14 protein-coding genes are annotated in these 15,228 nt (G+C 42.9%); 3 read left to right on the forward strand and 11 right to left on the reverse strand.

What is annotated here, in order from left to right:
• Window positions 1–51: 51 nt before the first annotated feature.
• The 4 genes from RE317_RS08440 to thiD form a co-directional block, all read right to left on the reverse strand.
• Complete coding sequence (locus RE317_RS08440) at window positions 52–1,749, reverse strand: alpha-amylase family protein (protein WP_008671377.1); 1,698 nt, start codon at window positions 1,747–1,749, stop codon at window positions 52–54.
• A gap of 16 nt (window positions 1,750–1,765) precedes the next feature.
• Window positions 1,766–2,551 carry a patatin-like phospholipase family protein gene (locus RE317_RS08445; protein WP_005843112.1) on the reverse strand — a complete coding sequence of 262 codons (786 nt, stop codon included), beginning with the start codon at window positions 2,549–2,551 and terminating at the stop codon, window positions 1,766–1,768.
• Between the two features lie 125 nt (window positions 2,552–2,676).
• Window positions 2,677–3,564 carry an ACP S-malonyltransferase gene (gene fabD / locus RE317_RS08450; RefSeq protein ID WP_005843113.1) on the reverse strand — a complete coding sequence of 296 codons (888 nt, stop codon included), beginning with the start codon at window positions 3,562–3,564 and terminating at the stop codon, window positions 2,677–2,679.
• A 126-nt stretch (window positions 3,565–3,690) separates the two neighbouring features.
• Entirely contained in the window at window positions 3,691–4,515 is an 825-nt protein-coding gene (gene thiD / locus RE317_RS08455; RefSeq protein ID WP_005843114.1) for a bifunctional hydroxymethylpyrimidine kinase/phosphomethylpyrimidine kinase, read from the reverse strand.
• A gap of 120 nt (window positions 4,516–4,635) precedes the next feature.
• On the opposite strand from thiD, the gene RE317_RS08460 reads away from it, so the two are divergent.
• Both RE317_RS08460 and RE317_RS08465 read left to right on the forward strand, forming a co-directional pair.
• Window positions 4,636–5,574 (forward strand): UDP-glucuronic acid decarboxylase family protein, encoded by a 939-nt coding sequence (locus RE317_RS08460; RefSeq protein WP_008671374.1) that lies wholly within the window; start codon window positions 4,636–4,638, stop codon window positions 5,572–5,574.
• Window positions 5,575–5,583: 9 nt separating this feature from the next.
• Complete coding sequence (locus tag RE317_RS08465; protein ID WP_008671373.1) at window positions 5,584–6,723, forward strand: response regulator; 1,140 nt, start codon at window positions 5,584–5,586, stop codon at window positions 6,721–6,723.
• Between the two features lie 4 nt (window positions 6,724–6,727).
• On the opposite strand, the gene RE317_RS08470 is transcribed toward RE317_RS08465, so the two are convergent.
• Together RE317_RS08470 and RE317_RS08475 are read right to left on the reverse strand one after the other, a co-directional pair.
• Window positions 6,728–7,789, reverse strand: a complete 1,062-nt coding sequence (locus RE317_RS08470; protein ID WP_005843117.1) for an endonuclease/exonuclease/phosphatase family protein — start codon at window positions 7,787–7,789, stop codon at window positions 6,728–6,730.
• Window positions 7,790–7,792: 3 nt separating this feature from the next.
• Window positions 7,793–9,643: an ATP-binding protein gene (locus RE317_RS08475; protein ID WP_008671372.1), complete on the reverse strand. Its 1,851-nt coding sequence runs from the start codon at window positions 9,641–9,643 to the stop codon at window positions 7,793–7,795.
• A 143-nt stretch (window positions 9,644–9,786) separates the two neighbouring features.
• On the opposite strand from RE317_RS08475, the gene RE317_RS08480 reads away from it, so the two are divergent.
• Entirely contained in the window at window positions 9,787–10,143 is a 357-nt protein-coding gene (locus tag RE317_RS08480; protein WP_005843119.1) for a response regulator, read from the forward strand.
• 3 nt (window positions 10,144–10,146) lie between these two features.
• Here RE317_RS08480 and RE317_RS08485 read toward each other — a convergent pair whose 3' ends face one another.
• Genes RE317_RS08485 through RE317_RS08505 form a run of 5 tightly spaced genes read right to left on the reverse strand, consistent with a single transcriptional unit; the run spans window position 10,147 to window position 15,227 of the window.
• A complete protein-coding gene (locus RE317_RS08485) occupies window positions 10,147–11,352 on the reverse strand; it encodes a glycosyltransferase family 2 protein (protein ID WP_008671370.1) in 1,206 nt (401 codons plus the stop codon).
• Window positions 11,349–12,467, reverse strand: a complete 1,119-nt coding sequence (locus RE317_RS08490) for a glycosyltransferase family 1 protein (protein ID WP_008671368.1) — start codon at window positions 12,465–12,467, stop codon at window positions 11,349–11,351. The genes RE317_RS08485 and RE317_RS08490 overlap by 4 nt, the downstream gene beginning before the upstream one ends.
• Before the next feature lie 6 nt (window positions 12,468–12,473).
• Complete coding sequence (locus RE317_RS08495) at window positions 12,474–13,316, reverse strand: glycosyltransferase family 2 protein (protein ID WP_008671367.1); 843 nt, start codon at window positions 13,314–13,316, stop codon at window positions 12,474–12,476.
• Window positions 13,300–14,082 carry a class I SAM-dependent methyltransferase gene (locus RE317_RS08500; protein WP_005843123.1) on the reverse strand — a complete coding sequence of 261 codons (783 nt, stop codon included), beginning with the start codon at window positions 14,080–14,082 and terminating at the stop codon, window positions 13,300–13,302. The genes RE317_RS08495 and RE317_RS08500 overlap by 17 nt, the downstream gene beginning before the upstream one ends.
• Window positions 14,079–15,227 carry a glycosyltransferase family 4 protein gene (locus RE317_RS08505; protein WP_008782216.1) on the reverse strand — a complete coding sequence of 383 codons (1,149 nt, stop codon included), beginning with the start codon at window positions 15,225–15,227 and terminating at the stop codon, window positions 14,079–14,081. The genes RE317_RS08500 and RE317_RS08505 overlap by 4 nt, the downstream gene beginning before the upstream one ends.
• Between the last annotated feature and the right edge of the window lies 1 nt (window position 15,228).

Here is a 15,228-nt window from a genome sequence, read left to right on the forward strand (position 1 = left end):
TGCTTATTTCAATCTGTATCTGTGTTAATCTGAGTAATCTGTGGTGGGAAACTATAGCTTGAATTTCAGAATTTTTCCATTCATTCCATCTAGTAATACGGGAGTTGTTTTGTCCGGCATAAGAGTCAGCTTCTCTGTGTTTCCGGTCAGCAATTCGGTTGCCTCATATTCTCCATAACGATGGATGCCTAAATAATCAAACGCATGTTGCGGAATATTGACGGCTGAACGTGCCGGTATGGAGTCAAAGTTAACCATAATTAATATCAGTTCATCATCCTGTTTTCGTAAAAAGGCGTATTGTTTATGTTCGTTAAATACCCATCCGGCCAGATTGGCATAGGTTAAGTCAAAGAACACACCTTCCCGTATGGCTTTTTCACTGTTGCATATATTCAGCAGACGGGTATAGAATTGTTTCAATTGCTTTTCATCCTCATTCAGGAATTTATTGTCAAACTTGCCTCCATTGCGCCAGCGGCGTATGCTGTCCACACTCCAGTAATCAAAGATGGTAGTTCTTCCGTCACGCCCGCTGAAACCTTCCGTATCCATGCCATGTTCTCCCAATTCCTGCCCGAAGTAAATCATGACCGGATTGGTATTCATGCAAGCCGATACAATCATTGCGGGGATGGCTTTTGAGCCGTTTCCGGCAAAATAATCGGAAGCTATGCGCTGCTCGTCATGATTCTCCAGGAAATTGAGCATTCGTTTTTCAATACCTCCCAAGCTTTGCCAGCGTTGTGGAATAGCAGTTGCCGATTCCCATCCGCAGGTAATGGCACGTAGCGTATCATACAGACCTACTTTGTCATATAAATAGTCGAATTTGCCATTGAACAGATAATTCCTGTATTCTCCCGGATTATAGACCTCGGCGATAAAGATCAGTTTCGGATGTTCAGCTTTGATTTGCGGAATCACCCATCCCCAGAATTCTACAGGAACCATTTCTGCCATATCACAGCGGAATCCGTCAATGCCTTTGGCAGACCAGAACAGTAGGATGTCACGCATCTTCACCCATGTGTCCGGAATCGGTTCGAAGTGGCGGCTATGACCGTTCAAGTAGTCTATACCATAATTCAGTTTTACAGTTTCATACCAGTCATTGGAGTTGGGCCATGCGTCAAAACGGTCATTACCGGTTGCTTTTGCCGGAAACTCTATGTAAGGTTCCGCTGCGCCACGGTGCAGGTCAATATTGCCTTCCAGCTTTGTATCGGGAATATAATAGAAATTATTGTTGGGGCTGAAAGCTTTTGTCACATCATCTTTCTCACCCAAATCGGTTACTCCTTCAGGCTTGGCGTCTGAACCATATTGGCGGGCTACATGGTTGGGGACAAAATCAATGATGACCTTCAATCCGGCTTTGTGGCTTCGTGTTACCAGATTCTCGAACTCTTTCATACGGTCCGGGATACTGGTTGCCAAATCAGGGTCTACATCATAATAATCTTTGATGGCATACGGTGATCCGGCCTTTCCTTTTACTACTGCGGGATGATCGGGTTTGATGCCATAGCGGGTATAATTGGTTTGGGTAGCATGTTCAATGATACCTGTATACCAAATATGTGTGGCACCCAGTGTTCTGATCTCGTTTAAAGCCTTTGTCGTGAAATCGGCCATTTTTCCGCAACCGTTTTCCTCCAAAGAACCATTAGGCTTACAACGCAGGCTGTTGTTCCCGAATAAACGGGTGAATACCTGATAGATAATAATTTTTTCTTGTGTATCCATTTTATTCTTTTTTTGTTTATCTCCAAATTGTTCCATTCTCCAGGAGTAGTCTGTCCAGGAGTTCCGTTGCCGTATTGTATCCTTTTTCGAATATCTCTTCGGCTCTTTCCAGTTCTCTGTTGCTGTATTCTTCCAGTCCGTATGATTCGATCAGCAAATCTGCAATCCCTTTTTGAGGCAGTGTATTGGCTTGGAAAATAAAATGATAGGCTCTGAGTGCGATGCTTACCACATTCTTGCTATATTCATCTGCTACCAGCGGATCTACATTGAGTGCTATCACTTTCTCGCATTCTTTGCGAATGGGGCTGACCGGCAGGTTCATCAAGATTCCTCCATCTACATAATATGTATTGTTGATGCGTATGGGGGCAAACAAGATAGGCATACAGCAGGAAGCAGCCAGTCTTTCGGCTATTTTCCCTTTTTTAAAAGAAACGATGCGTCCGTGATCCAAATCGGTGGCGGTAATAATAGTGGGAATTTTTAGTTCTTCTATCGTTTTTGACTCCAAGTTGCTGTTTAAGAAATCGATAAAACTATCCAGTTTCAGCAGACCTTGTTTGTTGATAGAAAAAGTGGTCAGTTCTTTGAATGAATGGTGCTCAAAAAGTTCAACAATATGATAAGGCTCTTTGCCGTCGGCATAGAAGACAGCGGCAAGAGCACCTGCACTTACTCCGGAAAGTATTTCCGGCCTGATGCCATGTTCATGCAAAGCCTGCATAATCCCCAAATGGGCAAATCCTTTTATAAATCCTCCACTCAGGGCATAACCAATGTTATATTTAAATTCATTCATAGTCTGATCTCGTTTAGATACCGACAAACTTACGAATATTTTTGTGAAATGCCATAAAAAAAATACGGATTACTCAGCATATTCCGGTAATCCGTATGAAATTTATGATAACTGAATTTTGTTTATCAAGCAATACCGTGTGCGTTGACCGATCCATCAATTTTCTTGATCAGTCCTTGCAGTACAGCACCCGGTCCGCATTCGGTAAAGTCATCGGCACCATCGGCAACCATATTCTTCACTGTCTGGGTCCAGCGTACGGAAGCGGTGAGCTGAGCTACCAGGTTTGCCTTGATTTCAGCGGGATCTGTGTGAGGCAAAGCGTCCACGTTCTGATATACCGGGCATTTCGGAGTATGAATTTCAGTAGCGTTGATAGCAGCTTCCAGTTCCACTTTGGCGGGGTTCATCAGCGGAGAGTGGAAGGCGCCTCCCACTTTCAGCGGCAGGGCGCGTTTAGCACCGGCAGCTTTCATTTGCTCGCAAGCCTTGTTGATTCCTTCGATAGAACCTGAGATGACAATTTGTCCCGGGCAGTTATAATTGGCAGCCACTACCACTTCTCCTTCTTTAGAAATCGCTTCACAGATTTCCTCTACTTTTTCGTCAGGCAATGCTATGATGGCAGCCATCGTAGAGGGTTGTGCCTCACAAGCTTTCTGCATAGCCATAGCACGTGCATAAACCAGTTTCAGACCATCTTCGAAAGACAATGCTCCGGCTGCAACCAATGCGGAAAATTCGCCCAGCGAGTGTCCGGCAGTCATTTCAGGTTTGAAATCATCACCCATGCAAAGAGCGGAAATTACCGAGTGCAGAAAAACGGCAGGCTGAGTTACTTTAGTCTGGCGCAAGTCTTCGTCAGTACCTTCAAACATGATGTCTGTGATACGGTATCCTAAAATGTCGTTTGCTTTTTCAAAAAGTTCTTTGGCTAAAGCCGAGTTTTCGTACAGGTCTTTACCCATACCTACAAACTGTGCTCCCTGTCCGGGGAATACAAATGCTTTCATATTTTTCCTATTTTGGTTTAAAAACGTTGCAAAGTTAATTATTTCTTTCGGAACTACGGAATAATAATGAGGCAATTTGCTAATATGCTGCATTATGTACAGCATGGTAATTAGCATATTGACAAATTATTTCATTGTTTTCATCGGAACAGGTGCGTAAAAGTGATTCAGCGGACCGTGTCCTTCGCCTATATGCACGTCTTTCCCGGCGTGGATGCCTTTGGTGACATATGCTTTTGCATGTTCTACGGCCTGCGGCATATCATATCCCAGTGCCAGAAAAGTAGCAATGGCGGAAGAAAGAGTACATCCTGTTCCGTGTGTGTTTTTGCTTTCTATCTTATCTGAGATAAAGAGATGAGGCTTGTCTTCTCCAGCTGTTTGTAATACATCGCACATCTTGTCGCCCTCCAAATGTCCTCCTTTCAGTAAAACGGATCCGCAACCGAATTTTAATAATTCCGATGCGGCAGCTTTCATTGTGTCCACATTGCTTATGCAGTGTTCCGTCAATACTTCCGCCTCACTCAGATTGGGCGTAATCAGACTGGCCAGAGGCATCAGTTCCCGGGTCAGTGCACTGATGGCGTCCTCTTCTATCAGCCGGTGTCCGCTAGTCGATACCATGACCGGATCGAACACAACGAAACGGGGCCGGTATGTACGAAGGCAGGAGGCTATGGCCTCGACTATTTCCACATCATTAATCATACCTATTTTAACAGCATCCGGACGGATATCTTCCATTACGGCTTCTATCTGCCCACGTACATATACCGGTGGTACGGGATGTATGGCACGTACTCCCAAAGTGTTCTGTACGGTGATTGCAGTAATGGCTGTCGCAGCATAACCACCCAAGGCGGAGATGGTCTTCAGGTCAGCCTGTATGCCGGCTCCTCCGCTGCAATCGGATCCTGCTATACTTAATACACAAGGATATTTCTTCATATAAATCTCATTTTGACAAAGTATTTGCAAAGATAACGAATAATCTTGTTTTAAATGTTTGCACAAGTGAAGGGAATCAATTATTTTTGCTAAACATAAAATAAAGTAAAAATAAGGGGAATGAAAAGAATCCTAGTAACGGGAGGCGCAGGATTTATAGGGTCACATCTATGCACTCGTCTGATAGAGGAAGGTAATATTGTTATATGTTTAGACAACTTTTTCACGGGGAGTAAAGAGAATATAAGTTACCTGATCGGGCATCCGCGCTTTGAACTGATAGAACACGATATAATTAATCCGTTTTGGACGGATGTGAACGAGATATACAATCTGGCATGTCCCGCTTCTCCTATACATTATCAGCATGATGCTATCAAAACGGCGAAGACGGCTGTCTTCGGCACGTTTAATATGTTGGGACTGGCGAAGCGTAACAAAGCAAAAATACTTCAGGCTTCTACCAGTGAGGTGTATGGTGATCCGTTGTCGCATCCCCAAAGGGAGGGAGATTGGGGAAATGTGAATCCCATAGGCTACCGGTCTTGTTATGATGAAGGAAAACGTTGTGCCGAGACTTTGTGCATGGATTATTACCGTCAACATGGCGTCTTGGTAAAAATAATCCGCATATTCAATACGTATGGTCCTAATATGCTGACCGATGACGGACGTGTAATTTCCAATTTTGTGGTACAGGCATTGCTAGATAAAGATATAACCATTTATGGAGACGGAAAGCAGACACGTAGTTTTCAGTACATAGATGATCTGGTGGAAGGGATGATACGTATGATGGCTACGGAAGATCACTTCACAGGACCGGTGAATATCGGTAACCCTTGCGAATTTTCCATATTCGAACTGGCTCAGAAGATATTGGAACTGACCTGTTCTCATTCTAACATTATTTTCGAACCTTTACCTCATGATGACCCTCGTCAGCGCAGGCCGGATATTACTCTGGCAAGAGAAAAGCTGGATTGGGAGCCTCACATTCATCTGGAAGAGGGGCTGATGAAAGTGATTGATTATTTTAAAAGTGTTCTGGCTAAATAATATATACCTATGACACCGGATGTAAATGTTGTAATAAGTCATTCTGAGTACACTGTTTTGGTTGTGGATGATGTGGTTTCTAATGTCTTGTTGTTAAAAGTGTTGTTAACAAACGAGAAGTTTAAGGTGATAACTGCCGGTAATGGAAAGGAGGCATTATCCCAGGCGGTCAATGCCCGTCCCGATTTGATTTTGTTGGATGTCATGATGCCCGAGATGAATGGTTTTGAAGTTGCCGAACGATTGAAAGCCGATCCGGAAACACAACATATTCCTATTATATTTCTGACAGCTTTGAATACCACTGCCGATATAGTGAAGGGTTTCAAGGTAGGTGCGAATGATTTTATATCCAAACCTTTTAATAAGGAAGAGCTTGTGATCCGTGTTACCCATCAGATATCCCTGATTGCCGCCAAACGGATCATCATGAAGCAAACGGAAGAATTGCGTAAGATTATTATGGGGCGCGACAAGTTATATTCTGTTATCGCACATGACCTGCGTTCACCCATGGGATCCATTAAAATGGTGCTCAATATGTTGATACTCAGTCTTCCGTCCGAACAGATCGGTAAGGAAATGTTTGATATGCTGAGCATGGCCAATCAAAGTACGGAGGATGTTTTCTCTTTGCTGGATAATTTATTGAAATGGACTAAAAGCCAGATAGGCAAGCTGAATGTAGTTTATCAGGACTTTGATATTGTGGGGAATATTGCTTCGGTTATCGAAATTTTCAATCTGGTAGCCGGTATGAAGAATATAAAGGTGAACTTCCCGGTGCATGGAAAGATTGAGGTACATGCCGATATGGATATGATGAAAACCATCTTGCGTAATCTTCTCAGCAATGCAATTAAGTTCAGTTATAATGATTCCGAAATTCTGGTTAATGCCGAAATAGAGGGTGATAAAGTCATAGTCAGTGTAAAAGACACCGGAAAAGGCATGAGTGAGGAAGACCAAAAGAAATTGTTGAACACGGAAACTCATTTCAGCAAATACGGAACGAATAATGAGGAAGGTTCCGGATTAGGCTTGTTATTATGTCAGGATTTTGCTGTTAAGAATGGTGGGCATTTATGGTTTGAGTCTGAAGAGGGAAAAGGTTCCACTTTCTTCTTTTCGGTAGCTTTGAAGAAGTGATTTATCAAAGTCCCACCTCCAGATATACCGGGTTATGGTCACTCATATCATAAGGAATCACCTTATACTTTATACCTTCCAATAAGGTGGAATGGAACAAGTAGTCTATCCGTAGTAAATGGTGAAACCCCCGATAAGTGGCTCCGTACCCTTCTCCAGCGGTTTGAAATCCGTCTTTCAAGCCGTTTTTCAGAGTTTCATAAGTAAAAGTTCCCGGAGGGTCATTGAAGTCACCGCATACAATCAAGGGATATTCCGTGGCATTGATCAGCGAACTGATTTGTTCAGCCTGTCCGGCACGTCTGACAGTATTTTCCCGGAAGTTGTCAGAATAGCCCAGATAAATGCCTCTTTCCTGTTCCTCATCTTGTTCTCCCCGAGCCTGTGCTGCTTTGGAACGCATTCTGTCAAAGCTGGTAGTCTGCATGTGCACGTTGATGATGCGTATCGTCATACCTTTTACATCCAGGTCGGCCCAGATGGCTCCGTTGTTGGTATTCGGAAATTCTATTGTTTGTGACTGTCTGATGGGGTAGCGGCTGTAAATGGCCTGACTCAATCCTTCGGGGATAAACGAGTAAGGGAATATTTTAGCATACGTATTCTGTAAGTCTTGTTCCGTAAAGTCGCCATTGCCTCTATATTCCTGAAAACAAAGTACATCCGTTTCCTCCTTGTTCATCATCTCGGCAAACTCCTTGGCGGAGAATCCCGTAATTTCATTTCCAAATGAGTGGACATTGTAAGTCACTACTTTCAATCTGTTCTCGTTAGCATATTTGGTAGGGTTATAAATTTGGTACATGGAAGTGATGTATTCGTAATTTACTATCAGACCCGTCAATGGAATCCATAACCAATACCGTAGTCTGATGAGCCAGTAAATAAATAATATCGTATTGACAACCACCAGTATAGGTTTGCTTAAGGCAACGTATGCGGCGAACATATTCTCCACCGGATTTATTTTACCTGAAAAGTAAGCGAAGATGGAAAGTCCCAGAATGAAGATTGTGAACAGGATAGATAAAAAATAGGCAAATTTGTATACGGCTAATCTTCCCATAAATTACTTTTGTTTTAGATACTTGTTTATAGTCATTTTCAATAAGTCGGCAGATACCGGTTTGGTTAAAAACTCATTGCATCCGCTTTCTATGGCAGCTATTTTGTCTTTTTCATATGCGTATGCGCTTACAGCGATGACAGGTACGCTGGCAGACATTTCCCGGATGGCTTTGGTGGCGTCCAGACCATTGATGTTAGGCATTTTTATATCCATCAAAATCAAGTCGGGTTTGTATTGTTCATAGAATATGATAGCCTCCATACCGTCATGAGCATGCACCAGTTTGTACATTTTTCCGAGCATAGCCTCTATCAAGTCATAATTGCTTTGATAGTCTTCCGCCACTAGGATGGTCATTTCCTGGTGGGAAGTTCTATTGTTGTCTTTAATGGAAGCCGGTGTAAGTTTTTCCTCCCATTTCATATCTCCGTTTGCCGAAATGTAAGGCAATGTAAAAGTGAATGTGGTTCCGGTTTCCATTTTGGATTGTACAGCTATTTTTCCTCCTAACTTTTCTACAATGATTTTGCTGATGGAAAGCCCCAGTCCTGTGCCTTGCACTTGGTTGTTGGCCATGATGAAACGATCGAATATCTTGTCTATCTTGTCATCGGAAATACCGCTTCCGGTATCGGCTACATGAAAAACAATCTCTTTTTCCTTTAATTTATACCCGAAGCTGATAGAACCTTTGGCGGTGAATTTCGTAGCATTACCTATCAGATTGGAGAAAACCTGAAACAAGCGGTTCCTGTCTGTCGAGATAACCAGTGACGGATCGGACTCTTCGAAAACAAGCTCCACTCCGGGTTGACACCGGAAACTATACGTGTTTTTTACATCTTCACATAAAATATAAAGGGATACAGGCGCATAGTTGAACTCCATCATGCCCGATTCAATCTTCGACAGGTCCAAAATCTCGTTGATAAGTTCCTGCAGGCGCATGTTGTTTTTTTCTACAATATCGTAATACTGCAATCTTTCCTCGGCGTTTTCCGTTTCGGCTATAATGCGTGAGAATCCCAGAATGGCATTCAACGGCGTACGGATTTCATGGCTCATATTGGCAAGGAAGGCAGATTTCAGCTGGTTGGAGCGTTCTGCTTTCCAAACAATTTCGGATGTGTTCTGTATATATCCTTCCAATACGGTTCTTTGCATATATACCTCTTTGTGGTATGTTTTTATTCTCATATTGACGGTCTTTCCGTCAATAAGGAGTCTATAGTTTACGGTATTGGAAGCATCTTTCTCCTTCAGGTTTTCTTCCAGCCATTGACAGAAACGGTCCTTGTCATCAAGGTGCATATAGTTCATGTATTCATCTATGGAAATCTGTTTCTGTTCCTCATCGTTACAGAATATCCGGGTGTATCCCGAGTAAGTGAAGAGCCGTGTGGACGAATCGTATGCCCATAATCCTATTCTTGCGGCTTTTTCTACTTCGCACAAATCTTTTTGCTTTTTTTCCAGTTTCAGCCTGACGACACTCCGGCCTGTGATATCCCTGTATTGAAAAAGAAAATGCTCCTCATCATACTTGCTGATAATACATTTGTAGTATTTCACGTCATCTTCCAATATTAATTTGTAATTCCGTGCGGAAGGTTTGTCTCCTGCCCGTACTTTGATGAATTCCGCATACATCTCCCGTGCCGTTTCTACGGGGAAATAAGAGAATATATTTCTCCCTATAATATCTTGTTCTTTTATAAAGAAGTCCGTCGTATTAGCCTTGAAGTCTAAACAGGTGCCGTCTTTATATACGAAAAACATAGTATCAGCCGTAATTTCCAGAATTTTGTCTGCATACTGCTTATCGTGCAATATATTACTCGGAATTTTCATATTAATAGTATGATTCTCAATATACTGTTTCTCTTAGCGAATTTAGATGCGTGATATTTGTTACTGACAGCAAATATACAAAAAAAATATTGTTTATATCATTTTATATCGTAATTTTGCAAGGTAATCAATGAAAAGAAGAAATGAAAAAGATTTTGGTAGCTGAAGATACGGAAAGTAATTATCTCTTATTATCTATAATTTTAAGAAAGGAGTATGAAGTTCACCGTGCCCATGATGGGCAGGAGGCTATTGAGAAATTTGAGAGTTGCCGGCCCGATATGATTTTGATGGATATAAAGATGCCTGTTATGGACGGTTTGGAAGCTACCAGAAGAATTCGTCTGAAGGGAGGGACACTTCCCATCATAGCTCTTACCGCCAATGCATACGACAGTGACCGTGACAAGGCTTTTGAAGCCGGATGTGACGATTATATGGCCAAGCCGATCATGGCTCCCGCTTTGCGTGAGATGATAAAAAAGTATTTTGGTGAGTAAATATTATGCCCTGCGGGACTTTTCCCATGTTCCGCCGGCATGTCTCTTCAAATAGAAGAAACCTTTTATCACATTGATGTTCATGAACAGGAAATAGTAGGGAATATAAAGGAATTTGTTCTTTACGGACTTGGCAGACAAGAGGCTGCCATAAACTCCCCCGAGGTAGAATGCGGATTGCAGCAGAAGAAAAAGAAAATAAACCGGGAGGCTTTCACTACAGACAACCAGCAGGATATTCAAGGGAAAGAGCAGAAACAAGGCGACCGGGGTTACCGACCATCTCAGTACGCGATGGGAAACATATTGAAAACTGAGGATTCCATAACGTAGCGGATTCAGCAGTTCTTTCAAACGATAGACAGACTGCAATCCTCCTGCCGCGATACGTACTTTTCTTTTTTCCTCTTCTTTCATATCGGCCGATCCGCTTTCCAAGGCATATGCCGTATCACAATATGCTATCGTATACTGCTTCATGGCAATACGCAGGGACAACATAAAATCATCCAGTAGGGTATCTTCAGGCATTTCCTCATATAACGGGGTGCGGATGGCGAATAATTCTCCGGCAGCACCTATGGCGGAATAGAGCTGATAATCCATTTTTTTCAGCCATGATTCATATTTCCAGTACAATCCTTCTCCTCCGGAAACCGCTCCTTCGGTACTGTACATGTCCACCCGTTTTTCTCCTGCCACACATCCCACCTGCGGATGGTTAAAACATTTTACTATCTCGCGAACGGCCTGCGGATTAATAAATGTATTGGCGTCTGTGAATATGACCAAAGGTGTGGTGACAAATCCCATGCCCCGGTTCATAGCGGCTGTTTTTCCTTTTCTTTCGGGGACGAACAATAGGGTGACATCGGGATACGCTTTTAATTTTTCATTGGTTCGGTCATTGCTGCCGTCCGTTACCCATACGGTATGCAGTTTCTCTTTGGGATAATCCAGTTCTTGGCAGTTTTTCATCTTTCCGTCTACTACCTGTTCCTCATTATAGGCGGTGATGAACAGGGTGATTTCGGGTAGGTCGGTGTTGTTGCCGTTCCGGCAGGTTTCTTGCTTCGGTTCGTCCGTATCGTAGAAGGAAATAAAACTTTGTTTTATTTTTACCAATATCCACAACAGGATTCCGTATCCCACATAGGTGTAGAATACAATGAACAGGAGAACGAAGAAGAGGATTTCAAGAGTGTTCATGCTAGTATTTCTTTATATATATTCAATATTTCTCTGGCTGTGTTCTCCCATGAGAACCGACGGACTCTTTCTAGTCCATATGCAGTTTGTGACTGATAGAATTCTGCATTTTCTTCTAAATGAAGGAGGGCGGAAGCAATTTCCTCCGGTTCGAACGGATTGACCAGAATACCCTCCGGTCCTGCGATTTCGGGCATGGCGGAAGTGGTTGAGGTGATGACGGGAGTTCCACAGGCCATCGCCTCCAGAATGGGGATGCCGAAACTTTCGCGTAAAGACGTGTATATAAAGACGGATGCTCCACTATAAACAGCGGGTAGTTCTGTGTTTGGAATGTATCCGGGATGATACAGCATTTTTTTTATTTCTTGTAATCCTTCCCGGTTCAGATATTCGTCTATGATCTCTTCTTTCAGGTCGGCGATAAGCAAGGGAAGGGGCTGACTGGATTTTTTTAAATAAATGCGGTATGCCTGCAATACCCTTGCCGTATTCTTCTTGGGATCGGTATTTCCTAAAAAGAACAGGTAAGGATGGTTCTTTATGTATCGGGCAGTGATGGCCTGTGCGTTCCATATGGGTATGAAATGTTGTGAATAGCCGTTGTATACGGCGACAAGCAGTTGTTTGTCAATGTGCAGGAAATGACTGATGCGGTTGCATTCAAAATGAGAAACGGTAATGATTCTTTTGCATTTGGTAAGGATTTGGGGAACAATGATTTTTCGGTAGAAACGTCCCAGTCTTTGGTACATGGACTGGTTCTTGCCTTGTTTTTTTTCTAGAAAGATAATGTCGTGCAGTGTAAGCACCAGTGGAATGTTTCCATACACAGGGGCAGTGTTGCTTGTGCAGTGCAGCAGGTCGGGTTTGATTTTTTTTAAAGCCAACGGTAGTCCTATCTGTTCCCAAAGCGGATAGGATGGCCAATTAACGGTCACGATATGCATGTTGGCGGATTCCTGCAAACAAACATCATCTCCCGGGCTGACCAGTATGAAGTATTCGTTCTGTTGGTCTATCTTTTGCAGTTCCCGGATGGTTTCCAGAGCTACATAGTCCATGCCATGTTTCTCTTTTCTGAAGATGCGCTGGGCTTCTATTGCTATTTTCATCTGTCGTTACTTTATCAAGTTAGAATCTTCGTCCTCGTAATTGTTTTTGCTATAGAAAAGAGCCGTGAAGCTTCTTAAACCTTTTATGGCTCGTTTTTTGAAACTGCTGAACAGGGATCCGTCGGCCGAAATAGTGCCATAGCCGGTAAGGACACGGGCTTTGCGGGCGGTGACGAATCTTAATTTTCCGTATTTTTTCAATGCCAGTGCCAGGGAGCCGTCTTCTCCGCGGAGTATGTCTGTCCGGAATCCTTCTTTCCGGGCTGTCTCCGTGTGGAAGGCAAAAGCCATTCCACGTACATTGAGCTCCGGTCTGTTCAGATTTTGTATTTTCAAATAGAGATCACGTAGTGTCTCATAGAAGAAAAGTCCTAAATGATGTTCATTAGGAAGAAAACTCCACAGGGCGTATGCACCTGCCACTTCTTTGTCCTGTAAGACCTTTATCATGGTACTGATGTACTGGGGCGGATAAAGTGTATCGGCGTCTATGCAGAGATGATACTTCCCCCGGGCATGGTTCAGTCCGCATTGCCGGGCAAAACCGGGACCTTTCTGGTATTCATTGAAGTAGGTGACTCCTAATTCTTTTAGTACCTCTTCGGTGTGGTCGGTAGAATGATTATTGATGACTAGTATTTCTACAGGATAGTTATGTTGGTTTTCACATAAAGACCACAGGCAGCTCAATATCCTCTTTTCTTCATTATGGGCGATGGCGACCACCGAAACCAGCGGAGCATGAGTTGCAAGCTGCCGGATCTTGTCTTTCACTTGGTTGATAACCGCTTGTGGGGCTTGGGTGAAAGGCTTGTCATAGATGGATAAATAGTCAGCGTACCACTTCATGCGTTTTTATATATTCGGACAGTGTGACCGGATTCCGGTGATTACTGAATCGTGATTTGAATTTGTTTTTGAGGATATAGAACAGGGCTTGAATCATCTTCTTCATTTCCGTCAGGGCGGAACGGCGGGGATATAGTTTCTCCACCATTTCCCGGTTCCATTTGTTGAGGAAGAAAGAGGAGTAGTATTCATCTTCGGGATTGACTAGTATCTCCACTTCATCTTTCCACTCATAACGGTTCAAGGTTATATCTCCTTCCGTCAGCCACAGCAGTTTGTAGGGGAGGGATTGGAAAGGCAGATAATTCAGGAATAATTCTCCATAGTCGTTTTCATAGTTTCCCGGCATCTTGTTCTTTTCATAGAAGACCAGTTTGTTGTCTATATCCAATATAACCCATTTATGTGATTTTTTGGGAAACAAGTATTCGCCCAGCAGACTGGGAGTTTCTATGTATCCCCGTCGGGCTACCCTGCATAATTCCTTGACAAAAGCTTCGGGATGTTCCACGTGTTCCAATACCTGATTGCATATTACGTAGTCAAACTCCTTGTCTTTGAATGGCAGTTTTTCTCCATCGGCATGTACAAAGGTCTGATGCGGGTATATTTTCACGTCACCGCAGCGGTGGTAATTGGTGTCAATAAATTTTTCGACTATCACGTTGGAGCGATATGTCGGATTATGGCCCGGACCTATCTCCAGCACTTTGTCATTTTTATTTATATGGATGTCTCCTCTGTCGTAGGGGGAATCTGTTTTCATTGTTTTGTTCCGTTTAATAAGTTGTTGAATAGCTGAATCCACTGTTGCATTATTACATCTTCAGCAAAACGTTGTACATTGATGCGGGCTTTTTTCCCCATTTCTTTTCTTATTTGTTCGTTCTCAATCAGATAATTTATTTTTTCGGCCAGTTCTTCTGTTTTTCCATTTTCGACCAATAGTCCGTCTTCCCCGTCCCGGATGATGTCTTTAGGTCCGCACGGACAGGCGAATGACACGGCAGGTACTCCGCACGCCATTGCTTCCGCTATGACCATTCCGAATCCCTCAAATCTGGAACTTGATACAAAGATAGAACTTTCATGGTATTTACAGAGCATATCCGGGGTTGCATTTTCAAGAAAAAGGTTCTTTAATTTCCATTTTCCGGCCAGTACTTGATATGTAGTCTTGTCTCCTTTGCCATATATATGTAATTCCCAGTCCGGATGCCGGTTACAGACTTTGCTCCATGCTTCCAGTAACAAATCGAATCCTTTTTGATAAGTATATCTTCCGGCTGCGGTTATCCGTTTATTGTTCAAGTCGCTGAATGTTCCGGATTGAAAGGGTAGAGGGTTGCTGATAACTTTTACATTTTGCAGTTCGGGCCAGTTTGCTCTGTCTTCCTCACTCAGTACAACGAACTTGTCCAGCTTTTTTAAATGCCTCACCAGACTTTTCATCCATAATTTGGCAAAAAGTTCCTTGATGAAGTTGCTTTCGTTCTTTTCAAAGTTACGATAGTTTTTCCGGTTTACGTGTAGCTCCCCTATCTTTTTGCTTCCATCTTTGAGGGAAGTGATAAAGTTTATTTCCCGTCGTAGCAAAGAAACTGTGATGTCCGGTTTGAGGTGAGACAAGGCGGCAGAGAGCTTGCGTCGGTATATTCTTTGTTTTTTCAAATAAACCGGCACTTTTTTCCAAAGAGGGAGTTCCCATAATTCTTCAAAATCTATATCCAGTTGGATGATTTTTACTTTAGGCGATAAAGTATAGCAGGGAGGCTTGCCTTTTCCGTCAGTCAGCAAAATATATATGTCATAATTACCATTCTCCGCCAGATAATTGGCTTTGGTGGTCAGTACCCTTTCCACTCCTCCGGGGATATGGAGAGAGGGGGTACAATAGGCGATTCGGATCATA

This window comes from Phocaeicola sp. GP0067, from assembly GCF_031119655.1.
Classification (GTDB): Bacteria; Bacteroidota; Bacteroidia; order Bacteroidales; family Bacteroidaceae; genus Phocaeicola; species Phocaeicola vulgatus.